The following is a 23547-nucleotide window of genomic DNA, read 5'->3' on the forward strand; positions in this document are numbered from 1 at the left end:
CAGTCGAAATCCCGCCGCCCCGACGACCGACCCCACCCGAAAATCGACTCTTACGTAAGGGTAGATTTGCCTGCACCGGGCTCGACGAAAGCCCGAGGAGTGCGGGCGGGAGGTGCGACCAGGATGGCTGGAGATCGGCGCGGTGCTGGCAAGGCAGCCGGGCCGGCGGGTGACCGGGCACGCACCATGACCAGCCGCACGGACGGCGACGTGGAGCGCGGGCAGATGACCGGCGGGCCTCCACCACTCGTGCCCGGCCTCGCGGGGCGCGGGGCGCTGGTGACCGGGGCCTCCAGCGGGATCGGGCGGGCGATCTCGCTGCGGCTGGCCCGGGACGGCGTCCGGGTGCTGGCGACCGGCCGCAACGAGCAGGCGTTGGAGAGCCTGGCCAAGGAGGCGGACGGCGCCGGCCTCACGCTGGACCACTTTCCCGCCGACCTGACGGACGCGGACGAGCAGACCGGCCTGCTCGACGCGGTCCACGGCAGCCTCGGCGCGGTGTCGGTGCTCGTGCACTCGGCGGGTGCCTACCGGCGCGGCCAGGTGGCGCAGGCACGGGTCACCGATCTGGACCTACAGTTCGCGGTGAACGTCCAAGCTCCCTACGCACTCACCCAGCGGCTGATCCCCGACCTGGTGTGCACCAGCGGCGACGTCGTCTTCGTCAACTCGACCCAGGGCCTCGCCGCGAGCGCTGGCGTCGGCCAGTACGCCGCCACCAAGCACGCCCTGCGCGCCATGGCGGACAGCCTGCGGGCAGAGATGTCCAGCAGCGGGGTCCGGGTATGCAGCATCTACCCCGGCCGCACCGCGACCCCGATGCAGGAGAAGATCTTCCAGGCCGAATACAGAGCCTGGCGGCCGGACTGTCTCCTGCGGCCCGACGACCTCGCCGATATCGTCGCCCACACCCTCGCGCTACCCGCCCGCGCCCAGGTCACCGAACTCACCGTCTGGCCGACCCAGCGCTCCTGAACCGCACGCGCCATGAGGCCGCGATTGGTTCGGACGGCGTGGCCAGTAGAGGTGAAACCGGCGCATCGCCACGCCGCGGCCGTGCCCGGCGCCGAGGCCCTCCTCGCGGACATCCACCCGCGGCCACGCACAGCCGAGATCGCGCTCCGCGACCAGCGACCCCATGCTCCGGTGGGATTTTCGGCGCCCTGGCGTCGAAGATCCCACCGGATCATGAGCCGAGCCGTGATCTGGTGGGATCGTCGGCACCGTTCCGAACGACGGTCACGAGGTTCCCTCTATGCGCGTGGGTCTGGCGACGTCCAGAGCGCGAGGGCGGCGCGGACAAGGCCGGCGTTGTCGGTGGCGGGGCGGCCGGCGGGGTCTGTGACGGTGTCCTCCAGCCCGATGCGGGTCGGAAGGCCGAGACGCCCGGCCAGGGCGATCATCGGCCAGGTGGCCTGGCCCTCGCCGTGCAGCAGCCGGGGGCCGGGTACGTCCAGGGCGTCGAGCCGGGCCAGGACAGCCGTCGCCACGTTCTCGGCGTCGGCCATCGGCACGTTGATGATCTCCACCAGTAGCCGGGCGCACCGGCCGGCGAGCCCCGACACGGCCAGCGCGTCGGCGTCGGCGACCGACCAGACGCCCGCCTCGACATCGATGCCGCACGCCAGCAGCGACCCGGCGACCGCTTCGAAACCGGGTTCGCTCACGTTCACGGACGCGAATCCCGGCCGCTCGGAGACTGGCAGCCCCGCCCAGGTCTCGACGGCCGCCAGCCGAGCCCCCGGGTCACCGCCGGCGATCCACAGTCCGGTGCTGACGCCGACCGGTGTCCCCGGGCAGTGCCCGCGCACGGCGCGCACCGCCGCCCCCACGTGCGCCGCGGCAAGCGACTCGGCGCCGGAGCGGTCACGTGGGTGCAGGTGCACCGCGTCGGCTCCGGCCGTGGCCGCTCCCGCCGCCGCGGCCGCCAGCTCGCCCGGGGTCAGCGGCACCGCCGGATGCTCGGAGCGCCGACGGCTCCCGTTGAGACACGCCTTGATCCGCCGGATTCGCACAGGCGCCATTGTCCAGCCCGGCTGCGCGCGGCCGACCGTTCGCGTCTGAACTCGAAGATCGGATCTTGTCCTTCTCGCGCCCTGGCTGGAAGCCGGCCGCGCACTGCCCGGCTCCCAGGCCGCTCGTCGCCGTGCGCGGCTCAGGCATCGCGGTGCCGAAACGTCCACCAGCCGAGCAGGGACGCCGTGCCCGCGTAGCCCGCGAACACACCGAGCCCGGCCCACGGGCCGATCGGGGCCCCGCCCGCGGGCTCCACGGTGGCGCGGACGGCGAGACCGGCGGTCATCGGCGCCGACCTCTGGATCGCCTCCAGAACGCGCGGCGGGAACGGGACGATCGCGGCGACGGCCGCGGGGACGAGCAGCAACGCGAGGACCGCCGCGACCGTCGCGCCGCTGTGCCGCAGCGCGGTGCCGACGCCCAGGCAGAGCAGCGCGAGCAGGCAGAGATACAGCGCGGTGCCTACGACCGCCCGCGACGTCGCCAGGTCCGCCGGCCCCGGCGGGGTGACCTCGAGCGGCGCGGCCATGCCGCCGCCGGCCAGGACGGCCCGGCCGGCGAGACACGCGCCGGCCATGGCCACCAGGCCGACAGCCGACACAGCCGCCGTGACGACCGCCGCCCGCGCCAGGTAGACCGTCGACCGGCGCGGGCAGGCCGCGAGCGTCACGCGCGCGAGCCCGGTCTCGTACTCGGCGGTCACCGCCGTCACGGCGAACACGACGACCGCCGCCTGGGCCAGGTAGACGCCGGACAGGCTGAGCGCGGTCGGGTCGTCGGCGCACCCGGTCGCCTCCGGCGCGCAGCCGCCAGCCTCGACCGCCGCGGCGACCAGGCAGCTCAGCGCGACGGCCGCCACGACCGTCGCGGCCGCCCAGGCACCGGTGGTCCTGACCGTGCGTATCTTGGTCCACTCGGCGCGCAGTGCGTCTCTCACCCGGCACCGTTCGTCACCCGACGACGACCGTCCGTCCCCGGCCCGTCCGCCCGCGGCGCCGCCGCGGCGCGCGCGGCCGCGGCGGCCTCGCGGCGGGGCCCCGAACCGCCGGTGCGACGCAGCGCCCACAGCGCCAGCCCCAGGGCAAGCGCAGCGTACCCGCACAGCACGCCGAAACCGGCCCACGGGGCGATTGCGGTGTCGAAGCGGTGGCGGGTCTGCTGAATCGCGAGCCCGGCGATCGGGGTGACACGCTGAACCCATCGGGTGGCGTCGACGGACAGTGCCGAGGTGACCAACTGCGGGACGGTTACCAGAGCGATCACGAGCGTGATCGCGCCGGCGGCGCGGCGCAGCAGGACGCCGACCGCGACGCTGAACACGGCGAGCACCGCCAGGAACAACGCCGTGCCGACCACCGCCCGCGCCACCGGGCCGTCGGCCAGCGACCGGTCCGGGTAGGACGGGGGGCCGAAGCCGCGGGCGTGCTGGATTGGCTGGGCGAGCAGGAACGCGCCGACGCTGGCGACCAGCCCGACGGCGAGCACCAGGCCGCCGACCACGACCGCCTTCGCCGCGAGCACCCGCCCGCGCCGGGGGCTGACGAGGAACGTCGTGTGCAGGGTGCCGGTCCTGTACTCGGCGGTCGCGGCCAGCACCCCGAGCGCGACGACGGCGATCAGGCCGATCTGCGCGCCGACGAGGGCGTTGCTGACGACGTCGTCGTCCCCGGACTCGATCCCGCCGATGCCGATCCCGCCGAGGTCGCCGTTCCCGGTCACCGTGACGGTGCCACCCGCCCAGCGGGAGCCGCCGGGCGGGCTGGCGGCGCCGGCGTTGGGCTGCTGGTCCTGGTCCTCGGCGGCGGCCTGCTCGGCGCCGACGTCCGTGTCGCTCCAGCCCGCGGGGCCCGTGCGGCTCGCCGCCCCCGCCGGCGTCACGCTGACCTGGTCGAAGGTCGCCTCGCCGGGTGTGGCCGTCAGGACGATGTGGGTACTGCCGGGGGAAGCCTCGGCCTCCTGGCTCGCCGGTGAGGTGACGAAGAGGCCCACCCGGGCGGTCGCGGGCAGGCCGGCGACGGTGACCGTGCCGACCTTGTCCCAGGTGACGCCGTCGGCCGACTCGTACCCGGTGACCGCCGTGCCGGCGCGGGCGAGCCGCAGCCATCGCGGCGCGCCGCCGTGGGAGCCGGCCAGCTCGGTGTCGAACTCGGCCTGAAGACGGACACCGTGCCCAGGGGTGACCATCAGGGCGGCGTAGGGAGCGCCGCTGGCGGTGTCCCGCGTGATGAGGAGGCCGGCCTTGGCCCACTCGTGGCTCGGCTGCTGGCCGCGCACCCGGGCGGTGATCGTCCCGTCGCCGGTCAGCGGCTGGTGCACGAGATGGAGCTGGTCGACGAAGTGCGGCCCGTCATTGGCGTCGGTTCTGCCTCCGGCCGCGGCGAGCAGGGAGAGGCCGACCGTCAGCGCGACGGCGGCGACGGCCGTGACGACGGTGGCCCGCACCGACCGCAGCTTCGTCCATTCGGCGCGCAGCGCCTGGCCGAATCCGTCCCGCGCGGGCAAGGCGGCCTGCCGGAAGGTGACGCGCTCGTCTCCGGCCGGCTGGGTCGTGGTCATGGCCTTGCCGCCGCGCCCGCGTGGTACTCGGTGGTCTGGTAGGGGGCGGCGTCCCGGGTGAGCTCCATGTAGGCCTCCTCCAACGACGCCCGGTGCTGGGTGATCTCGGAGAACCGCAGCTGGTTCTCGGTGAGCAGGCCGATGACGTGCTCGGCGGCGAGGCCGGTGACCGTGACGGCGTCGCGGTCGACCGCCGCCACCGTCGCGCCGGCGTTCGCGAGCACCGTCATCGCCTCGGACCGCTGCCCGGTGCGCAGCAGCACGCGGCCGCCGGACGCGGCGGCCACCAGGTCGGCGACGCTCGTGTCGGCGAGCAGCCGGCCGCGGCCGATGACGACCAGGTGGTCCGCGGTGTCCTGCAGCTCGCCCATCAGGTGGCTGGACACCAGCACGGCGCGCCCCTCGGCCGCCATCGTCCGCAGCAGGCCGCGGATCCAGCGAACGCCCTCGGGGTCCAGGCCGTTGACCGGCTCGTCGAACAGCAGCGACGGCGGGTCGCCGAGCAGCGCGCCGGCGATCCCGAGCCGCTGGCGCATCCCCAGGGAGAACCCGCCCACCCGCCGCCGGGCGACCGCGCCGAGCCCGACGGTCTCGAGCACCTCGTCGACCCGCTGGGCAGGCAGGCCGTTGTAGCGGACCATCCAGAGCAGGTGGTGGCGAGCGGACCTGCCCGGATGGGCGGCGCCGGCGTCGAGCAGGGCGCCCACGTGGCGCAGCGGGGCGCGCAGCGAGCGGTAGGGCCGGCCGCCCACGAGCGCGTGCCCGGCGTCCGGCGCGTCCAGGCCGAGGATGACACGCATGGTGGTCGACTTGCCTGCGCCGTTCGGCCCGACGAAACCGGTGACCAGGCCGGGGCGGACCGTGAACGACAGGTCGTCGACGGCGGTCACCCGCCCGTATCGCTTGCGCAGCCCGCGAACTTCGATCGTCCCGTTCATGGCTGGGACGCTAGGAGATCGGGAACGGCCTGTCGTCACGCCCAACGGCTCCTTCCAACACCCCCGCCGGGGTGAGAGCCACAGCGGGTGTCCCTCCACGGAGGGATACGCGCCGCGGCCGGTCACGGGCACACTGGGTCGGGTGAGCCGGCAACGCCCGCGGGCCGACCGGGAAGCCGTCTACCGGGTGGCCATGGCCACGCGGCGGGTCGTCGGCGCGCCGGACACGCCGCTCGTCGCCGCCGGGTTCCTCGGCCTGGTCGCGCTGCTGGAGGTCGTGGTACGGGCGGGCTCGTACTCAGACCGCACCACCGCGGACCTGTCGACCGCGATGCTGCTGGGCCTGGGCGCGACGGCGCCCCTGGCGATGGCGCGAAGCCGCCCCGCCACGGCGGCCGCCGTCATCACGGCGGCGACCGCGTTGACCCTGGCCAGCGGCGAGGCGCCGACGATCGCCGGGACACTCGGGCTGCTCACGGCGCTTTTCCTGGTCGGGCTGCGCCGGCGGCGCGGGGTGGCACTGCCGATGCTCGTCCCGTTCGCGCTCGACGCGGTCGTCCCGTTCGGCGACGCGCCGGTTGGTGGCCGCTACCTCGGGGTGACGCTGCTCGCGCTCGCCGCGGTGGCGCTGGGCGGCGGCGCCGCGCGTCGCGAGCGCGCCGAGACGCGCAGCCGCGCCGCGGCCGACAGGGCGGCCCGGGACAGCCTGCTCGCGCACGTCGCCCGGAGTGAGCGCGCCCGCATCGCCCGCGAGCTGCACGACGTCGTCGCGCACCACATCTCCCTGATCGCGGTGCAGGCGGAGACCGCCCGGCTCACCACAGCCGGCCTGCCGGCGGACGGAGCGCGGCAGCTGAGCGCGATCGGGGACACGGCGCGTCAGGCGCTCGCCGAGATGCGCCGGCTGCTGGGCGTGCTGCGCGACGACGCCCAGGACGCCGAGCGGGCCGAGCACCAGACGGCGCACCCGGACGGCGCGGCGCGCGGCGGGGGCGAGGGCCCGGGCCACCGGCCCACCAGGGAGCCACAACCGGGGCTGGAGCAGCTCATCGACCTCATCGATGAGGCGCGGGCCGCCACCGGCGTCAGCACCCGGCTGATCGTGGCGGGCCGGGTCGAGCCGCTCGACCCCGGCGTCGAGCTCACCGCGTACCGGATCGTCCAGGAGGCGTTGACCAACTCCCGGCGGCACGCCGCCGGCGCCCCGGTCGATGTCGAACTGCGCTACAACGACGGCGCGCTGCTCGTGCGAGTCCGCGACGCGGGCCCGGGGCGGCCCTCCAGTGCCCCGGTGACAGCCGGGCACGGGCTCGCGGGGATGCGGGAGCGGGTCGCCATGGTCGGCGGACGGCTACGCGCCGGCCAGTCTTCGACCGAGGGCTTCCTCATTGAAGCGGAGCTGCCGACCGCCGCCGACCGCCTACAGCCGGCGCGGTTCGGATGACGGCCATCCGGGGCACGGGGGCGATCCGCATCGTCGTCGCCGATGACCAGGAGGTCGTCCGGGCGGGCTTCGGCGCGCTGCTGGCCACCCAGCCGGACTTCGAGGTCGTCGGCGGCGCCGCCGATGGCGCGCAGGCGGTCTGGCTCTGCCGGGAGCGCCGCCCGGACGTGGTGCTCATGGACATTCGCATGCCGGTCGAGGACGGGCTCGCCGCGACCAGGCGGATCGTCGCCGAGACCCCGGGCGACGGCGGGCCGTGCATCATCATCCTGACGACATTCGACGTCGACGAGTACATCTACGAGGCGCTTGCCGCCGGTGCCAGCGGCTTCCTGCTCAAGGAAGTGACCGCGGAACGTCTTTTCGACGCGGTGCGGGTGGTGGCCGCCGGGGACGCGCTGCTCGCTCCAGCTGTCACCCGCAGGCTCATCGGCGAGTTCGTCCGCCTGCGGCCCCACCCGCCTGTGCCGTCACCCGCGCTCGCCGCTCTCACTCCGCGGGAGACGGAGATCCTGCGGCTCGTCGCCGAAGGTCTGTCCAACGCCGAGATCGCCGCGCGTCTGTCGCTGTCCGGGGAGACCGTCAAGAGCCACGTCAGCCGCGTCCTGGCCAAGCTCGGCCTGCGCGACCGGGCCCAGGCCGTCGTCGCGGCCTATGAGTCCGGCCTGGTCGTCCCGCGCGCGGCCCGCTGACCGGCCCTTCCTCAGGCCGCGGGCGGCCGGCCGGTGCGCAGGCTGATCATCTGGGTTCGGCCGTCGGCGACCACGCCGAATCCGAACAATTCGTCAGATTCCTGACGAACCGTGCGCCGGTCCCGCCGTGCGGGTCTGGGCTGTGCGGGTCTAGGCCGGGCGGGTCTAGGCCGGGCGGAGGGTGACGGGGATGCCGGAGTAGTGGGCCATGCCGGTGATGGGATCGAGGTCGTTCTTGTCGGTGAGGCGGTTGACGTTCGCGGACTGGTGGCCGTGGGGGATGGAGACGGCGCCGCGCCGGACGGCTGGGTCGACGCGGGCGATGCCGGTGATCTCGCCGTGGGTGGCGCGGATGACCACCGGCTCGCCGTCGCGCACGCCGGCGGTGGCGGCGTCGTCGGGGTGGACGAGGATCTCGGCCTGGTCGCCGAGGAAGTCGAACTGGGAGTTCAGGTGCCGCTTCTGCCGCCGCGGCACGAAGACGAGCGGCGCGGGCTCGGTCAGGGTGGCCAGCTGGTCGACGAGCAGCCGGGGCGCGAGGCGCCAGCCGCCGAGCCGGTCGAGGTGGCGCTCGACCCACGGCGCGGGCAGCTGCCGGTCCGTCTCGGCCCACTGCCGGGTCGTCAGGTCCTCGCCGAACGTGCCCCGGGGGACGACCTTCGCCAGCCTGGCTCCGTCCGTGGCCGCCTCGCCTGACGTGGCCGCGAGGTCATGGCCGAGGCGGCGGCCCAGCTCGGCGAGCACCCACCAGGTGGAGCGCCGGTCGCCGACCGGCCCGACGACCGCGGGCGTGTACTGGGTCGCCACCCGCGGCATCAGGTTGTCCCAGAGCGTGATGTCGGCGCGCTCGAGCTGGTCCTTCGTCGGCAGGACGTGCGTCGACAGCGCGGTCGTCTCGTTCGCGATGATCTCGATCGTCGCGAACACGTCGAGCTTGCGCAGCGCCGGCACCAGCGTCTCGGTGTCCGGGAAGGCGGTCACGAGGTGGCCGCCGAGGTTCAGCACGGCCCGGATGTTGCCGGCCTCGATCTCGTCGGCGAGCACCGCGCACGGCCACTCGCCGAGGAAGGAGTGCGTCTCGGGGCGGCTGCGCGGCCCGGGGCCGAACGAGCCGTCCGCCGGCGAGACCGGCAGCTGCACGTTCTCGAGCCGGCTGGCGAACCCCGGGTGGAACCAGGCGCCGCCCGGCTGGTTCATCGACCCTGTGATGATCATCAGGGCCCATCCGAGCCACTGGGTGACGTTCGCGCTCGCCGACATGGTCACGCCGGTGCCCGTCTCGACGGCGACCCGCTCCGCTCGGCGGACCGCGGCGAGCAGGGCGGCCAGTTCGTCCGCCGGGACGTCGCACACCGCGGCCGTGTGCTCCAGCGTGAAGGGCTCGACCGCGGCGGCGAGCGTGTCGGCGTCGACGCAGCGGCTGTCCAGGACGTCCTGGCGTGCCCCGTCGCGCAGCACTTCGCGGACCAGGTAGGCGAGTACGGCGTGGTCCATCCCGGGACGCGGCGCGAGATGGCCGGTGGCCAGTTTCGCGGTCTCGGTGTGCCGGGGGTCGACGACCCAGATCTCGCCGCGGTCGCGCAGCGCCCTCAGCGTCCCGATCGGGTTGGGCATGGCGACGGTGTGTCCGTGGGACACGACCGGGTTGCTGCCGACGAACAGGACGAACGTCGCCGTCTCGTAGTCGGGCCGGCCGGCGAGCGCCGGCGTGCCGCCGACGAGGTCGGAGATGAGCACCTTCGCCGTGCCGTCGATGGTCAGCGGGCTGAACTTCGCCGGCGTCCCGATGGCCCGGTGCAGGGACTGCGCCACCTTGTAGCCGGCGGCGTCCATCCCGACCCCGCTGCCGAAGAAGATCCCGACGGCCGACGGCCCGTGCTCGTCGATGATCGCCCGTACCCGGGAGCCGAGGTCGTCGAGGCATTCCTCCCAGGTGGTCGGGCGGAGGCCGTCGCCGTCGCGCAGGAGCGGGTGTTCGAGCCGGTCGGGGTGGTGGTGCACGCCGGGAAGCGCCCGGCCCTTCGGGCAGGTGTAGCCGGCGGACATCGGGTGGTCCCGGTCGCCGCGCACCCGTAAGACCTGGTCCCCGGAGGTCTCGACGAGGATCCCGCAGACCGAGGTGCACACCCGGCAGAAGCTGCGAACCGTCCTGGTGGCCGCCGCGCCGGTGCCCGCCGCCCGAGCGCCTGCCGCGTCCGTGACCGCCGTGTCCGTGCCCGTCACGTCGGTACCTGCCACGGCCATACGGTCTCCCACCGGCGTCAGGGGCTCACGCCCCGCTCTTGGCCGGGCCGTCGTCGGCGGAGGCGCACAGCGGCCCCGCAATCCGCGCGGCCCGCCGACTCGATGTCGAAACGGCCTTGCCTCGTGCCGGAAACCGTACTCTCGCGAGGCGAGACGCACAATCCACCTTGGGCGCTGACAAGGGCATTCGGCCGCGCCGGCCGGCCCGCCAGCCGCCGTTTGAGTGGCGGTACCGGCGCGGCTCGGGCATGGCGCGAGCACGCCCAGGTGACCCGGCTCAGGACGCCTTGCGCCGCCTGGCCCGGTGGTGGTCGAGGACCGCGACGGTGGACAGGTCGGGGACGGCGGGCTGATGCGGCCACCGCAGCCAGGTGCCGCAGCCGGCGCACTCCCACAGCGGGCCGTGGCCGGTCGCGAGCAGGACGCTGTGCCGGGCGCACTCCTGGCAGTACCGGACGATCTCCTGCCGGTCCGGGAGCGCCTCCACGCCCACAGCTGACCACACGGCCCGGCGCGGGCGGTCACCCGGACCGATCGCGCGTGTCGACGTTGATGTCTACGTGGGCGTGGCATGGGCGTGGGTGTGGTCGCGGGCGTAGCCGGGCCACGTCGGATGCGGTGCCGGATGTGAGAATCGCGCTGTGGCCGACACGGTGCCGCGTCCGGACGGCCTGCCGGAACGCGTGGAGACGCTGGTCAGGGCGGCGTGGGTGCTCACCGTCGGCCCCGAGGGCGACATCGCCGACGGCGCCGTCCACATCCGCGGCGGCGAGATCGTCGCGGTCGGTGGGTACGACGAGCTGCGGGCCGGGCTCGCCGACGTCCCGGTCGTCGGCGACGGGACGGGGCTGCTGATCCCGGGTCTCGTCAACGCGCACACCCACCTGTCCGAGGCGCTGACGACCGGGATGGGCTCGGAGCTGACGCTGTTCGAATGGGGGGAGCGGATCGTCGGGCCGCTCGGCACGGTCCTGACGGAGGAGGACGCCCGGGAGGGCACCCTGCTGCGCGCCGTGGAGCTGCTGCTGACCGGCGTCACGACCGTCAACGACATGTTCGTGCACAGCAACCGCGACGAGTTCGCGAGCCTCGGCGTCGTCGACGGGCTGGTTCGTGCCGGCCTGCGCGGCGTGGTCTCCTTCGGCGCGGAGGACGCCTACGACCCGGGTGCGCCCTGGGCGGACGTCAAGCGGATCATGGACGAGCAGGACGACCTGGCGGCGGCCGTCGCCCTCGCCGCGGCCCACGGCGCGCCGGTCGGCTTCCGCTACGGCGTCGGCACCCTGCTCGGGCAGAGCGACGAGCTGCTGGAGGCGGGCGTCGACGCCTGCCGCGCCAGGAACTGGGCGGTGCACACCCATCTCGCCGAAGTGCGCGAGGAGCTGGTGGCGGCCAGCGCCCGCTGGGGCCGGCGGACGATCCCGCACGCGCTGCGCCTCGGCATGTTCGAGCGGCCGCTCATCGCCGGCCACGGGGTGTGGGTCACCGAGGCCGACGTCGAGATCCTCGCCGGCAACGGGGCCGCGATCGCCCACAACCCGGTCGCGAACATGATCCTCGGCTCCGGGGTGTGCCCGGTTCCCCGGCTGCGCGCCGCCGGCGTCACCGTCGGGATCGGCACCGACGGCGCCGCCTCCAACGACAGCCAGGACATGCTGCAGGCGGTCAAGATGGCGGCGCTGCTGGCCAAGGTCCACGCCGTCGACCCGGCGGTCCTCGACGCGCCGACCGTGCTGCGGATGGCGACCCTCGACGGCGCCAGGGCGCTGGGCCAGGGCGACCTGGTCGGCAGCCTGGAGCCCGGGAAGCGGGCCGACCTGGTGCTGCTGCAGGACTCGGTCTGCGTCTCGATGCTGCACGACCCGTGCGGCCAGCTCGTCTACGGCGCCTCCCCGCGGGCCGTGCGCGACGTGTGGGTCGACGGGCGCCGCCTCGTCGTCGACCACACCTGCGCCGTGGTCGACGAGCGCGACCAGATCGAGCGCGCCCGCCCGCTCGCGCGCCGCCTCGCCCTCGCCTCCGGCCTCGCCGCCGCTGGTATCTCCCGCCTCGCCGGCCCGCCGGACTGGGCACCGCGCACCCCGGACCGACGCCGTTCGTGGGAGGACCAGGCCGAGCCGGACGAGTGAGCCCGGCTCAGCCCGCCCAAAACCGCGGGCCGCGGGCCGCGTGCTTAGCCCCAGGTCATGAGGTTGCGGCCGAGGCCGCCGCTCGGCGGCGGGACCAGCCCGTAGCTGATCCGGCGCGGGTCGGCGCTGCTCGCACCGGTGGGCTTCGGGCGCAGCGACTCCAGGTCGGTCGGCGACGCGGGGCCCCGCGCGGCGGCTCGCCAGGCCGCGGACTGGTCGGCGTGGCGTCCCAGGAGCGGCGGGCCGTCCGGGTCGGCGGCGGCCATCGGATCGACGAGGTCGTCGGGGCCGACCGGGTCCTCGGTGTCGGTCGGCAGCCGCAGGGGGAGCGGCGCCCGCACCGGCATCGCGCGGCCGCCGCGGATCACGATCGTGCCGCGCAGCACGTCGTCCATGAGCGACTCGTCGCGTGGGGTGGAGGCCGGGCCGGTGACCGCGGCCTGGAGAAACCAGCGCGGCCCGTCGATGCCGACCAGCCGGACAGGGCCGGCCAGGCCGGAGAGGGCCGCCTGGCCGGAGGCGGCGCCGAGGGCGGGGAACGGACCAGGGACGGGGAACGCCACGTCGAGCTCACCAGGAGACTCCGCCGGCGGTGCGTCGGGCAGCACGGCCGGAGCCGTCGGCACGAGCAGCAGCTCGGGGCCGAACCGGCCGTACCCGGCGGCGACCTCGACGGGGCCGCCCACCCACACCGGACCCGTGAGAACAGGCACCGGCGAGGCGGGCATGGCGGGCGCGCGGGGTGGACGCGGGCCGCCTGCCGGGCCGGGCAGCGCGGCCGCCAGCCAGATCTCGGCGCGGATCTCGTCCCAGACCCCGCGGCTCTTCGGCGCCGCCAGCGCCGTGAGCTCCATCATCGACCGGCCGGCGAGCGCGACCACCGCGCTCACCCGCTCGCCGTCGAGGCGCAGCCGGTAGTCGACCCCGTCGAGCAGCGGCACCAGCAGCGCACCCAGATCGAGGCGGCGGACACCGTCGCTCGGTGCCAGGCCGAGGTCGTACGGGCCGCCGGGCGTGAGGTCGTCCACCTCGACCTCGACCAGCCCGCCGTCGTGCGGGCCGAGGCCGGCTCGGAAGGCGCCCGCGCCCGGTCCGGCGCGCCGGGACCACAGGGACCGTACCCATCTCAACACCCGACCGCCCCCTGCCCTGGCAGCCACCCGGTCACCCCGCGGAACAGGCCGGCCGGCCACCCGCCACACGCACGGAACGTGCCCGTCGCCGCGGCGTCTCCACCGACGCTACGTGCCCCCACCCGGCCGGACAACCGGGTTGTGCGTCATCTCCCGTTGGCCTCGGGATGGCGGAGATGTCCGGGTGGGTGTGGGTCTGGGACAAGGAACAGGCAGACTGACGGACGTGGGTGGAACCGACAAGGACGAGCAGATCGCGGTGCGGCTGACGGGCGAGACGGCGGAACTGGTCCGCTCGGCCGCGGAGAGTCTTGGAGCGACGCTGGAGGACTTCGCCGTCGAGGCGATGCGGCGCTATGCCGCCGACGCGATGGCGGACCGCCGGGTGTTCGGCGCCACCGACGCGGCGTGGGAGGAACTGGCCGCGCTGCTCGGCGGGCCGGCACCGGACGAGGCGCCGCGGCTGCGTGACCTGCTCGAGGACGGCCCGGACGAGGAGAGCCGGTGAGTCCTCGCTCCGCGGGGCCGCCGATCAGGCTCACGGCGCAGCACGATGTCCGAGGCTTCCGCAGCGGGCACGACGTCCTCGACAGCTGGCTGCGCCACCATGCCCTGGAGCAGCAAGAGGAGGGCGTGACGACGTTCGTCGTGGCCGACGGCGGCCGGGCCGTCGGCTACTACTGCCTCACCCGCGGCGCGGTCGAGCACGTCCGCGCCGCCGCGCCCCGCCGGTGGGGGCGGCGCGCCGCCGGCCCGGCGGACCCGGTGCCGGCGCTCCTGATCGGCCGGCTCGCGGTCGACGAGACGGTCCAGGGCCGCGGCGTCGGCGCGCGGCTGCTGCGCGACGCGGTCATGCGGGCGGCGACCGTCTACCGGACGGCCGGGACGCCGCTGCTGCTCGCGCACGCCGTCTCGGCTCCGGCCAAGGCCTTCTACCGGCACTTCGGCTTCACCCCCATGCGGCTCGACCACTATGTCGTCGCGCTGGCGCTGCGGCATGCCACCGCGGGGCCGGGGCCGGGGCCGGGGATGCCGTTCCGTGACTGAGCCGGCCGCGGCGCCCGCCGCGGCCGGCAGAACCAGCCCAGCCAGCCCAGCCAGCTCCAAGGGCCCTGAAGGCTCCCGGCTGCGCCGGCTCGGCCGGCTGTTCACCGCCGACCTGCGCCCGCTGCGGGAATCGCCGTCGTTTCGCCGGTTCTGGCTTGGCGAGCTGGTCAGCGCGACCGGCACCCAGGTCGTCGTCACCACGGTGCTGCTGCAGATCTACGCCGACACCGGGTCGAACTTCGCCGTCGGTGCCGTCGGCGCCGTCACCTTCGTCTCGCTGGTGGTCTTCGGGCTCGCCGGCGGCACGATCGCGGACGCCGCCGACCGGCGGGTGCTCGCGCTGCTGACCTCCTCCGGGATGATGCTGGCCTCGTTGGCACTCACCCTGCAGGCGCTGTTCGGCGCACCGGTGTGGGTGCTCTTCATCCTGATCGGCCTGCAGGCGTCGCTGTCCGCGCTGGACTCGCCGATCCGGCGGACCTTCGCCGCCCGGCTGCTCACCCCGGACATGATGCCGGCGGTCGGCGCGCTCGAGGGCTTCTCGATGACGCTCGCGCTCACCGGCGGCCCGCTGCTGGCCGGCCTGCTGGTCTCGACGGTCGGCTTCCGGGCCGCCTACGCCGTCGACGTCGTGTCCTACCTGGGCCTGCTGTGGGCGACCTGGCGGCTGCCGTCGATGCGGCCCGAGGGCGGCGGCACGCGGGCGGGGTTCGCCAGCGTCGTCGACGGGTTCCGGCTGCTATGGCAACGGCCGGTGCTGCTGATGACGTTCCTCGTGGACCTGGACGCCATGATCTTCGGCATGCCGCGGGTGCTGTTCGCCTCGATGGCCGTCGCCCAGTTCCATGGCGGCCCGCGCACCACGGGCGTGCTCTACGCGGCGATGTCCGTCGGCGGCACCCTTGTCGCGGCGACCGGCGGCTGGCTGTCCCGGATACGCCGCCAGGGCCTGGTGGTCGCCGTGGCGATCGCGGTGTGGGGCGTCGCGGTCGCGCTGTTCGGGCTGGCCGGGTCGCTGCCGGTGGCGATCGGCCTGCTGGTCATCGCCGGCGCCGCCGACACGGTGTCCGCGGTGCTGCGGATCACCATTCAGCAGGTCGCCGCGCCCGACTCGGTGCGTGGCCGGATGGCCGGGCTGTTCATGGTGTCGGTGGCCGCCGGGCCGAGCCTCGGCGACCTCGGCCACGGCACGTTCGCCGGCTTCACCTCGCCGGGACTGGCGGCGTTCGTCGGCGGCGCCGCGTGCCTCGTGGGCCTGGTCGTGCTGATCGTGGCCGTGCCGTCGTTCATCCGCTATGACGGTCTGGCGGCGGTCCCGGCGGTCCCGGCGGTCCCGGCGGTCCCGGCGGTCCCGGCGGAATCGGCGGTCCCGGCGGGACCGGCAGTTCCGTCGGAACTGGTCCCGGCGGAGGGCGCTCGCCCCGACAGGCAGGCTCCTTAGCGTCTTATAAAAGATCCTCTTTACCGATATCGGCCCATCGGGTGCCATTGCCTGGCGGCAGCTGCTCGTAATAGGTAGTGCGGGACATCTTGTACGCGTCGCGAGCGCGAGCTCGGACGTCGGCTCCAGCTCGGTGTAAACCTCGCCTGGCGGGGAGCCGCGCGAACACGGGCGTCACGGGATGTCGTTGTCCAAATAGGCCGCCTTAGTTTCCGGCCCGAGGAAACGGGGGAGGTTCTGACTCACCACCGCTACCGCTTCGTCGTGGCGTCACGACGTCTCTGCGCCTGACGTTCGTACACGTATCGAGGCGGCGGCCGCGGGACTCAGATCCTCTACGCGCGGGTTTGCCGCGGCACGCGGCGAGTGCGCGTGTGAATGTGGCCGGCCCGTGGCTCGGGAGAAACGAGGGTGTCGCCAATGGCGAGTATGGCCGGCCGCGGTCGCGCGGCCCAGGACAGCCCAGGATTCGCGGCCCGCGAGGGCCGCGGCATGAAGGGCGCTGATCTCGGAATCATCGGACTGGGGATTCTCGGCCTTATTTTCAGCTTTCTGCCGTGGTTCGGTGTCCGGTACTCCGGATACAACGCGTATGGCCAGGCACAGATCTGGCGCTCCAACCTGAACGCGTGGCAGTCCGGCGCCCTCGCCTGGGTGCCGATCGTGTTGATGCTCATCGCCGCGGCGCTCGCCGCGGCGTACCTACTGAGCCGTGGCAAGATGACGGGGCTCGGCTCGGTCCCGCTGTCGACGGCGATCGCGACGGCCAGCATCGTGGCGCTGGTGCTGATCGTCGTGCGGTGGATCAGCCTGCCGCGCGTGCACGGCAGCTACCTCGGCTACCCCGGCATCTCGTCGGGCGCGCGCTACGGCCTGATCCTCGGCCTGATCACATCGATCCTGATGACGCTGCTCGCCCTGCGTCGCGTCAAGGCGAGCGGCGAGGCCGGCCACGGCCGGGTGGCGGGTCGCGAGCGCGGACCGGCCATGGGCGGCTACACGGGCCGTGGCGCCGAGCGTGGCCGTGCCGTCGACCGTGAGCGCGAGTACTCGGGCGGCGAGTACCCGGGTGGCCGGCGCGTGGGCGGCCAGGACGCCGGCCAGCCGGTTGACCGCGGGGTCGACCGCGGGCGCCAGGAGGGTGGCTACACCGAGCGAGGCGTGGACCAGCCCTATCCGGAGCGCGGTGTCGATCGCGGTGTCGATCGCGGTGTTGATCGTGGTGTCGACCGCGACCAGGGTGACCGGTTCACCGATGACCGCTGGGAGCGCTGACCCGGCACGTCGAACGAGCCTTCGGGCGCGCGCATGGCCTGGCCACTGCGCGCGCCCGCTGGCCTTGGGCGGGGGCCAGCCGCCTGCCCGGCCGCTCGGCGGTCGGCGGGCAAGGCGGACCCCCGCCCTGCCTCAGCCGGCTCCGTCGACCTCGCCGCGGTTCCCGGCGCTGGTCACTCCTGCGAGTCTGGCCGTCCCGTCGCCCCCCGCGCCGGCGACCTCGGCTCGGTCGGGCCCGCCGGCGAGGCCTGGCCGCGGGCCGGCGGGCGCGGCCGGCAGGTCGAGTACCACCAGCAGGCCGCCCGACTCTGCCTCGTCGAGCCTGACCCGGCCGCCGTCGGCCACGACCAGGGCGTGGACGACGGCGAGGCCGAGACCGTGCCCGCGCCGGTCCGCGCGCATCGCGCGCTCGGCCGGGCGCTCGGCGCGGAACCGCTCGAAGGCGCCGGCGCGGGCGGCGGCGGTCATCCCCGGGCCATCGTCCGCGACCGTCAGCCGGATCGTCGGCGCGGCGCCGCTCGCCCGCGCCTGGCCGCCCGCCTCATGAGCCCGGACGGCCCCGAGAACGCCTCCGCGCCGGCCGCTGCCGCCGTTGCCACCACTGCTACCGCCGTTGCCACTGCCGCTGGTGGTGACGGTGTCCGGGCTGGCCAGCGCCGCGCGGACGACGACCCGCCCGCCCGAGGCGGTCGCCTCCAGCGCGTTGGACAGCAGGTTGTCGAGGACCTGCTCCAGATGACCAGGGGTGAGCAGCGCGCGATCGCTGGCCGTCGTCTCGTCGAGCAGCTCGACGTGCGCCGCCGCGGCGACCGCGCACCAGGTCGCGACACGCTCGCGGACCACCCGGTCGACGCGCACCGAAACCCGGACCGACGTCCCGCCGCGGGCCTGGGTGCGCGCCATGGCGAGCAGGCCGTCGACCATCCGGGACAGCCGGTGCACCTCGGCGATCGTCCCGCCCACCTCGCCGGCGGCGGCCGGGTCGTCGGCCAGGTCCTGGCCGAGCAGCTCCAGGCGAAGCCGCATCGCGGTCAGCGGGGTGCGGATCTGGTGGGAGACGTCGGCGAGGAAGGCGCGCTGCCCGTCGACCAGCTCCTCGATCTGCCCGGCCATGGCGTCGAAGCTCGTCGCGAGCTGGCGTACCTCGGCGGGCCCGCCGACGGCCCGGACCCGGGCCGACAGCTCGCCGTCGCCGAGCCTCGCCGCCGCCCGTTCCAGCCGGCGCAGCGGCCGGTTCACCCAGCGGGCGAGCAGCACCGACAGCGCCAGCGCCACCAGGTGCGCCACGCCGAAGCCGACGATCAGCCGGACCCAGCGGTGCTGGATCTGGGCCCTGGTAGCGTTGTCGGACCTGGCCACCACGAGGATCGTGAGCAGGCCGCCCGAGTTGTTCACCGGCGTCACGACGACCTGACGGTGCCCGTTCGCGCCAGATGGCGCGAGCTCGACCCGTCTCTCGCGGGCGGCGGCGATCTGGGCGGCCGTCAGCGGAATCGGCTGGCCCGAGGACGCGGTGAGGCGGCCGTCCGGGCTGTAGAGGGCGAGGTCGTCGTCCGGTCGGACGACCTCGGACTGGCCGTCGCCGGGCTCGCCGTACTCGGAGTAGGCGCCGGAGCCGGCGTCCGCGGACTGGTCGGGCAGCCGGGGCGCGTCCGTGCCCAGCCGGCGCCACTTGACCTCGGCCGCGTAGGCATCGGCGCTGGCCGCGGTTCGCAGGGCGAGCAGGGTCCGGTCGTGCTGGGCGGCGTCCATCCCGAGCGGGATGCACACACAGATCATCAGCAACGCCGTCAGCAGCAGCTGTATGGCCAGGATCCGCTTGCTCACCGCGCGCCGCCCGCCCTCCCCGGCTCGACGGCCGGGTCGGCGAGGCGGAAGCCGACACCGTAGACCGTCTCGATCAGCTCCGGCCGGCCGAGCTTGCGCCGCAGCGACCCCACGTGGACGTCGAGCACCTTCGTCGAGCCGAACCACGGCCCCCACACGGCCTGGAAGATCTCCCGCCGGGTGCGCACCCGGCCCGGATCCGCCGCGAGGAAGGCGAGCAGGTCGAACTCGCGCGCGGTGATGGCGAGGCGCCGCCCGTCCAGCTCAATCCGCCGTGTCCGCCGGTCCACCAGCAGCCCGCCGTGCCGGACCACGTCCCCCGCGCCGCGGGACTCGGCTCCGGCGGCCCCCCTGGCACCCTCGCCGGCTACCGCAGCCTCGGTGGCGTGGCCACCGGTCCTGTTCGAGGCGCCGTGCGCCGTACCGGCATGGCCGTTCGCCGCGCCGGCGGCACCCGCGGCGCGGACGGCGTCGGCACGGGCGGCGTCCGCGAGCGCGGCGACGCGGGCGAAGCGGCGCCGCACGGCGCGGATCCGCGCCAGCAGCTCCTCGAAACCGAACGGCTTGACGAGGTAGTCGTCGCCGCCCAGGTCGAGCGCCTCCACGCGGTCCGACTCGTCGGCGCGCGCGGTCACCACGATCACCGGGATATCGCCGAGCTCCCGGATCCGTCGGCAGACCTCGGTGCCGTCCAGGTCTGGCAGCCCGAGGTCGAGCAGTACGACGTCCGGCGGCTCGTCGCCACCGACGGCCATGAGCGCCGCCGTCGCCGTCGCCACCCGTCGCGCCGCGTAACCGGCCCGCCGCAGCCCGCGTACCAGCTGCGTCCCGACAGCGTCGTCGTCCTCGACGACCAGTACCAGGGCCCCGTCCGCCTCCGGCGCTGCTGACCCGTTCCCCGGCCTGTCGAGGCGCGGCACGCTGCCCGCCGTCATGCCCGCGGCCCGGTCGCGAGATCGAGCTTCGCGAGGCCTTCCGGACTCCATGACCACTCCACGGAGTCGAGTACGTCGGCGATCTCGCGCAGCGGCAGGTCGAGCAGACGGGCCTGGAGAAGCTCATGCACCCGCAGGGGCAGGACGGACTCGATGACGGCCCGCGCGTCCCGTTTCGACAGCGTCGTGCCGTGCGCGTCGCGGACGTGGCCGACCAGGGCCTCCCGCCAGACGTTGCCGATCCGGCCGTGTGCCCGATCGAGCAGGAAGCGCAGCCAGGTGTCCGTGGGCCCGTCGAGCTCGGTCGAGGCGACCGCCGCGAAGGAGAGCACCCAGAGCCGGTGGGCGTCCGGGGTGCCGCCGACGCGCGTCGGCGGCAGGAGGCGCCACTTGGGGGCCGCCTGCCCGAGCACGAGAAAGCCCAACGGCCCCAGCGGCGACGCGTCTGGCGCGCGGCCGCCGGGCAGCGGCATGGTGGCCCGGACGGCGGCGGCGACGGCTGGGTGGTCGGAGTGGACGACCATGGCCACCGCGTCCGCGTTGACGGCCAGCAGCAGCCGGGGCAGCCAGCCGCCGGGGTCCTCCGTGAGATCGGCGGCGACCGTGACCGGCCGGCGCGCCCTGGCCGCCGGCGGCAGGCCCTGCGCGAGCACCGTCGCGAGGCGGACGTGCGCCACCGGCCGGTCCCCGCCGGTCTCCGCCGGGAGCGGCGCCTCCCCGACGAACACCAGCTGGCCAGGGGGCTCCGCCGGGAGCGCGCCCTCGGGCTGACGGTGACGAGGCGTGACCGCCTCCAGTGCCTCCGGTGACAGGGGCCTCCGGAGGTGCGAACGAAGAGCATTTTCGCACCTCCTTTGGCCCTCTAGAGCCGCGGTGACCAGGGCGCGCGCCGCCGGCTCGGGGAGCAGGTCCCGCGGGGCACTTTCCAGCGACGCCCGGCCGCGGCTGTAGATGGCGGTGCCGGCGGTCAGGGGGCCGATGGCGCGGTTGACGTGGCGCCAGGTGTGGCTGGTGGGGCGGCACACGTAGAGATCGGCGCGGGCGCCGACCGCCTCGGCACCGTCGTAGGCGTGGAAGGCGGGCAGCATGGCCTCTAGGGCGAACCCGGCGTCGGAGAGTGCCCGCTGGGTCTTCCAGCCGAGCGTCGGCGTCCGGTCGGAGAAGCCGTAGGCGAGCAGCACCCGGCCGTGGTCGCGGTCGCGCAGCCCCTCGGCGCCGCGGGCGCAGAACAGCGCCACCCCCTCGGGGGTGTAGGGCGGGTCGGTGAAGGCCAGGTCGGCGGACCCGGCCACCGACGGTGGCAGGCCGAACCGCAGGTCGGCGAAGTAGGGCCGCACGTTGAGGCCGCGCGAACGCTCCTGGCCGTACAGGAAGGAGAGCAGCTCGTCGTCGACATCGACGACGGTGACCCGCAGCCCGGGGATGACCGCGGCCGCGGCGAGCGAGGTCAGGTCGTGGTCGCCGACGCAGAGCAGATGCCGGCCGGCGAGGTCATAGGTGGCCGCGAGCCACAGCGCCCGGCGGACCACGGTCTCGGCCGTCGCGGCGACATGGTCCAGGTCAGCGCGGGGCCGGGGTGCCGCGGCGATCAGCTCGCCCATCGTGGCCACCAGGTCCGCATGCGCGCCAAGTGGCCCGGCCAGCGGGTCAGCCGGCCTCGCCGCGGCGAGTCCCGTCTCGGCGAGTCCCGCCGCGTCGACCAGCTCGCGGTAGCCCGCCGCCAGCTCGGGGCGTATTCGAGGCCCGGCCACCGGGTCGTCGTCGACGTCGCCGCCGAGCGCCGCGAGCACCTCCTCGACGGTGCGCCGCGGCAGCCCGGCCGCCCGGACCAGCCGCCCGGCCGCATCGGCACCCCTCGAGCCGCCGCCGGCGGGGCCGCCCCCGCGCGGCGCCGCGTACTCGGCCGCCAGCCGGGCGACCAGCGCCCGCAGGGGCCGCCCAAACGCCCCATAGGCCTCAAGCAGTGCCGCGAGCCGCGCCTGGCCGTCCGTCCCGGGCCGGCCCGCCTGCCCGTTCCGCCCGGTCACATCGGCGGCGCGGGGACTGGCCGGCTCGTCGGTCGGCCACGGGCCGTCGCCGGAAGTCACCATCCCAGCCTGCCACCTCGCCGTCACAAGAAGGACCGTGGGCCGCCCCGCGGCTCCTGGGCGCCGGCTTCTCGTCCGCCTCGCGGGCGGGCGCCGCTCCCGGTGAGAGCCGTGAACCCTCAGGACAGATGGGGTGAACCGGCACGATGGCCACCGGGCCGTCCCGGCGTGAGTCGGGTACCGGACAGGGCCGCGCGACTGTCCTCCGATATCCGCCTTGTCCGTCATGCCCGGGCCGGCGGGGTAGCCGAAATGACTGGAGGAGGCCGGCGAACGGGGCAACTGTGTGATATTGCGGCGCGCGGGGAGGACGATTCGCGCGCGACGGCCGATACTCTCATGGCGTGTGGAGAAGGCTGGACCTCCGCGGTGAGGCACTGACAGCGCTGTCCTCGGCCGAGATCCGTCGGCGGCTGCCGCGCGCCGCGACCGACGTCGACGTGGCGCTCGAGGCGGTCCGGCCGATCTGCGACGACGTCCGCGACCGCGGCGACGCCGCCGTGCTGGACGCCACCGAGCGCTTCGACGGCGTCCGCCCGGCCACGCCGCGCGTACCCGCCGACGCGCTCGCGCGGGCGGCGGACGAGCTGGGCCCGGCGGTGCGCGCGGCGCTCACCGAGGCGATCCGGCGCACCCGGCTGGTCCACCGGGCGCAGCTGCGCGAGCCGGTGACGATCGAGGTCGCGCCAGGCACGACGGTCACCGAGCGGTGGGTCCCGGTAGACCGGGTCGGGCTGTACGTGCCGGGCGGGCGGGTCGCCTACCCGAGCAGCGTGGTGATGAACGTCGTCCCGGCCCAGGAGGCCGGCGTCGGCTCGCTCGCGGTTGTCTCCCCGCCGCAACGTCACCGGGGGCGCAACGACGGCGCGGGTGACCTTTCCGGCCCCGGTGGCACCCCAGGGCCGTGGGACGGCCTGCCGCACCCGGTGGTGCTCGCCGCCTGCCAGCTGCTCGGCGTCGACGAGGTGTACGCGGCCGGCGGCGCGCAGGCGGTCGCGATGCTCGCGTACGGCACCGAGAGCTGCCCCGCCGTCGATGTCGTCACCGGCCCGGGCAACGTCTACGTCGCCGCGGCCAAGCGCCTGCTGCGGGGGGTCGTCGGCATCGACGCCGAGGCCGGCCCGACCGAGATCGCCGTCCTCGCCGACCACACCGCCGACCCGGCGTTCGTCGCCGCCGACCTGATTGCCCAGGCCGAGCACGACCCGATGGCGGCCTGCCTGCTGGTCACCCCGTCCGTCGACCTCGCCGACGCCGTCGAGATCGAGCTCGGCAAGCAGGTGCCGGTCACCCGCCACCGCGAGCGGGTCGAGGAGGCGCTGTCGGGCCAGGGCGCGGTCGCGCTCGTCGACGACGTCGACGCGGGGCTGCGGGTGGTGGACGCCTGGGCCGCCGAGCACCTGCAGATCCAGACCGCCGACCCGGCCGCCGTCGCGGCCCGGGTCCGCCACGCCGGCGCCGTGTTCGTCGGCCCGTACGCGCCCGTGCCGCTCGGCGACTACCTGGCCGGCTCGAACCACGTACTGCCCACCGGCGGGACCGCCCGCCATTCGAGCGGTCTGTCGGTCGCCGCGTTCCAGCGCCAGGTGCACGTCGTGGCGTGCACGCAGGAAGCGCTCGCGGACGTCGCGCCTCACATCGCCGCGCTCGGCGCGGCCGAGGACCTGCTTGCCCACGTCGACGCGGTGGAGGTGCGCTCTCGATGATGAGGCGCTCGGTCAGATTCAGAGACGCTGACGATGCCAGAGGGGCCGGCGGTTCCCGGCCCGCCGCCGGTTCCCGG

The 23547-nt window shown here is 75.0% G+C and carries 19 protein-coding genes; 9 read left to right on the plus strand and 10 right to left on the minus strand.

Features of this window, described 5'->3' with window-relative positions; translation table 11 throughout:
- Positions 1-123 precede the first annotated feature (123 nt).
- Complete coding sequence (locus QOZ89_RS00790; protein WP_397428649.1) at positions 124-975, plus strand: SDR family oxidoreductase; 852 nt, start codon at positions 124-126, stop codon at positions 973-975.
- A 278-nt stretch (positions 976-1253) separates the two neighbouring features.
- Here QOZ89_RS00790 and QOZ89_RS00795 read toward each other — a convergent pair whose 3' ends face one another.
- From QOZ89_RS00795 to QOZ89_RS00810, 4 genes are all read right to left on the minus strand, one after another.
- Positions 1254-2024 (minus strand): 3-keto-5-aminohexanoate cleavage protein, encoded by a 771-nt coding sequence (locus QOZ89_RS00795; RefSeq protein WP_071049421.1) that lies wholly within the window; start codon positions 2022-2024, stop codon positions 1254-1256.
- 131 nt (positions 2025-2155) lie between these two features.
- Positions 2156-2953 carry a hypothetical protein gene (locus tag QOZ89_RS00800; protein ID WP_071049465.1) on the minus strand — a complete coding sequence of 266 codons (798 nt, stop codon included), beginning with the start codon at positions 2951-2953 and terminating at the stop codon, positions 2156-2158.
- Positions 2950-4572, minus strand: coding sequence for a DUF1349 domain-containing protein (locus QOZ89_RS00805; RefSeq protein ID WP_071049422.1), 1623 nt, complete (start codon positions 4570-4572; stop codon positions 2950-2952). The genes QOZ89_RS00800 and QOZ89_RS00805 overlap by 4 nt, the downstream gene beginning before the upstream one ends.
- The gene (locus tag QOZ89_RS00810; protein ID WP_071049423.1) at positions 4569-5510 is read right to left on the minus strand and encodes an ABC transporter ATP-binding protein; all 942 of its coding nucleotides are present in this window, start codon (positions 5508-5510) and stop codon (positions 4569-4571) included. The genes QOZ89_RS00805 and QOZ89_RS00810 overlap by 4 nt, the downstream gene beginning before the upstream one ends.
- 142 nt (positions 5511-5652) lie before the next feature.
- Here QOZ89_RS00810 and QOZ89_RS00815 point away from each other — a divergent pair, with 142 nt between their 5' ends.
- Positions 5653-6954, plus strand: coding sequence for a sensor histidine kinase (locus QOZ89_RS00815; RefSeq protein ID WP_198543282.1), 1302 nt, complete (start codon positions 5653-5655; stop codon positions 6952-6954).
- A complete protein-coding gene (locus tag QOZ89_RS00820) occupies positions 6951-7646 on the plus strand; it encodes a response regulator (RefSeq protein WP_312622681.1) in 696 nt (231 codons plus the stop codon). The genes QOZ89_RS00815 and QOZ89_RS00820 overlap by 4 nt, the downstream gene beginning before the upstream one ends.
- Positions 7647-7811: 165 nt before the next feature.
- On the opposite strand, the gene QOZ89_RS00825 is transcribed toward QOZ89_RS00820, so the two are convergent.
- Together QOZ89_RS00825 and QOZ89_RS00830 are read right to left on the minus strand one after the other, a co-directional pair.
- Positions 7812-9890, minus strand: coding sequence for a molybdopterin-containing oxidoreductase family protein (locus QOZ89_RS00825; protein WP_083418774.1), 2079 nt, complete (start codon positions 9888-9890; stop codon positions 7812-7814).
- 277 nt (positions 9891-10167) lie between these two features.
- Positions 10168-10377, minus strand: coding sequence for a hypothetical protein (locus QOZ89_RS00830; protein ID WP_312622682.1), 210 nt, complete (start codon positions 10375-10377; stop codon positions 10168-10170).
- A 154-nt stretch (positions 10378-10531) separates the two neighbouring features.
- Between QOZ89_RS00830 and QOZ89_RS00835 the strand changes: the two genes are divergently transcribed.
- Entirely contained in the window at positions 10532-12019 is a 1488-nt protein-coding gene (locus QOZ89_RS00835; RefSeq protein ID WP_312622683.1) for an amidohydrolase family protein, read from the plus strand.
- A gap of 44 nt (positions 12020-12063) precedes the next feature.
- On the opposite strand, the gene QOZ89_RS00840 is transcribed toward QOZ89_RS00835, so the two are convergent.
- On the minus strand, positions 12064-13152 hold the full coding sequence (locus tag QOZ89_RS00840; RefSeq protein WP_071049426.1) for a DUF3710 domain-containing protein: 1089 nt from the start codon (positions 13150-13152) through the stop codon (positions 12064-12066).
- A 226-nt stretch (positions 13153-13378) separates the two neighbouring features.
- Between QOZ89_RS00840 and QOZ89_RS00845 the strand changes: the two genes are divergently transcribed.
- The 4 genes from QOZ89_RS00845 (at position 13379) to QOZ89_RS00860 (ending at position 16915) form a co-directional block, all read left to right on the plus strand.
- Positions 13379-13660, plus strand: coding sequence for a type II toxin-antitoxin system TacA family antitoxin (locus tag QOZ89_RS00845; protein ID WP_241841804.1), 282 nt, complete (start codon positions 13379-13381; stop codon positions 13658-13660).
- The gene (locus QOZ89_RS00850; RefSeq protein ID WP_083418777.1) at positions 13657-14199 is read left to right on the plus strand and encodes a GNAT family N-acetyltransferase; all 543 of its coding nucleotides are present in this window, start codon (positions 13657-13659) and stop codon (positions 14197-14199) included. Before QOZ89_RS00845 ends, QOZ89_RS00850 begins: the two co-directional genes overlap by 4 nt.
- On the plus strand, positions 14192-15640 hold the full coding sequence (locus QOZ89_RS00855; protein WP_312622684.1) for an MFS transporter: 1449 nt from the start codon (positions 14192-14194) through the stop codon (positions 15638-15640). Before QOZ89_RS00850 ends, QOZ89_RS00855 begins: the two co-directional genes overlap by 8 nt.
- A 420-nt stretch (positions 15641-16060) precedes the next feature.
- Positions 16061-16915: a DUF5336 domain-containing protein gene (locus tag QOZ89_RS00860; RefSeq protein ID WP_131804022.1), complete on the plus strand. Its 855-nt coding sequence runs from the start codon at positions 16061-16063 to the stop codon at positions 16913-16915.
- 132 nt (positions 16916-17047) lie between these two features.
- On the opposite strand, the gene QOZ89_RS00865 is transcribed toward QOZ89_RS00860, so the two are convergent.
- Genes QOZ89_RS00865 through QOZ89_RS00875 form a run of 3 tightly spaced genes read right to left on the minus strand, consistent with a single transcriptional unit; the run spans position 17048 to position 21767 of the window.
- Positions 17048-18742 carry a sensor histidine kinase gene (locus tag QOZ89_RS00865; RefSeq protein ID WP_312622685.1) on the minus strand — a complete coding sequence of 565 codons (1695 nt, stop codon included), beginning with the start codon at positions 18740-18742 and terminating at the stop codon, positions 17048-17050.
- Positions 18739-19677: a response regulator transcription factor gene (locus tag QOZ89_RS00870; protein WP_083418778.1), complete on the minus strand. Its 939-nt coding sequence runs from the start codon at positions 19675-19677 to the stop codon at positions 18739-18741. Before QOZ89_RS00870 ends, QOZ89_RS00865 begins: the two co-directional genes overlap by 4 nt.
- Positions 19674-21767, minus strand: a complete 2094-nt coding sequence (locus tag QOZ89_RS00875) for a bis-aminopropyl spermidine synthase family protein (RefSeq protein WP_071049429.1) — start codon at positions 21765-21767, stop codon at positions 19674-19676. The genes QOZ89_RS00870 and QOZ89_RS00875 overlap by 4 nt, the downstream gene beginning before the upstream one ends.
- 341 nt (positions 21768-22108) lie before the next feature.
- On the opposite strand from QOZ89_RS00875, the gene hisD reads away from it, so the two are divergent.
- The gene (gene hisD / locus QOZ89_RS00880; RefSeq protein ID WP_071049430.1) at positions 22109-23470 is read left to right on the plus strand and encodes a histidinol dehydrogenase; all 1362 of its coding nucleotides are present in this window, start codon (positions 22109-22111) and stop codon (positions 23468-23470) included.
- Positions 23471-23547: the final 77 nt, after the last annotated feature.

The organism is Pseudofrankia coriaricola, assembly GCF_032027725.1.
Taxonomy (GTDB): Bacteria; Actinomycetota; Actinomycetes; order Frankiales; family Frankiaceae; genus Pseudofrankia.

What these genes read in the sequence shown, in the direction of transcription:
- QOZ89_RS00860 (WP_131804022.1), top strand. Translation starts at nt 16,061, where the DNA reads ATGGCGAGTATGGCCGGCCGCGGTCGCGCGGCCCAGGACAGCCCAGGA.
- QOZ89_RS00875 (WP_071049429.1), bottom strand. Translation starts at nt 21,767, where the DNA reads ATGGTGACTTCCGGCGACGGCCCGTGGCCGACCGACGAGCCGGCCAGT.
- QOZ89_RS00825 (WP_083418774.1), bottom strand. Translation starts at nt 9,890, where the DNA reads ATGGCCGTGGCAGGTACCGACGTGACGGGCACGGACACGGCGGTCACG.
- QOZ89_RS00795 (WP_071049421.1), bottom strand. Translation starts at nt 2,024, where the DNA reads ATGGCGCCTGTGCGAATCCGGCGGATCAAGGCGTGTCTCAACGGGAGC.
- QOZ89_RS00805 (WP_071049422.1), bottom strand. Translation starts at nt 4,572, where the DNA reads ATGACCACGACCCAGCCGGCCGGAGACGAGCGCGTCACCTTCCGGCAG.
- QOZ89_RS00820 (WP_312622681.1), top strand. Translation starts at nt 6,951, where the DNA reads ATGACGGCCATCCGGGGCACGGGGGCGATCCGCATCGTCGTCGCCGAT.
- QOZ89_RS00790 (WP_397428649.1), top strand. Translation starts at nt 124, where the DNA reads ATGGCTGGAGATCGGCGCGGTGCTGGCAAGGCAGCCGGGCCGGCGGGT.
- QOZ89_RS00810 (WP_071049423.1), bottom strand. Translation starts at nt 5,510, where the DNA reads ATGAACGGGACGATCGAAGTTCGCGGGCTGCGCAAGCGATACGGGCGG.
- QOZ89_RS00870 (WP_083418778.1), bottom strand. Translation starts at nt 19,677, where the DNA reads ATGACGGCGGGCAGCGTGCCGCGCCTCGACAGGCCGGGGAACGGGTCA.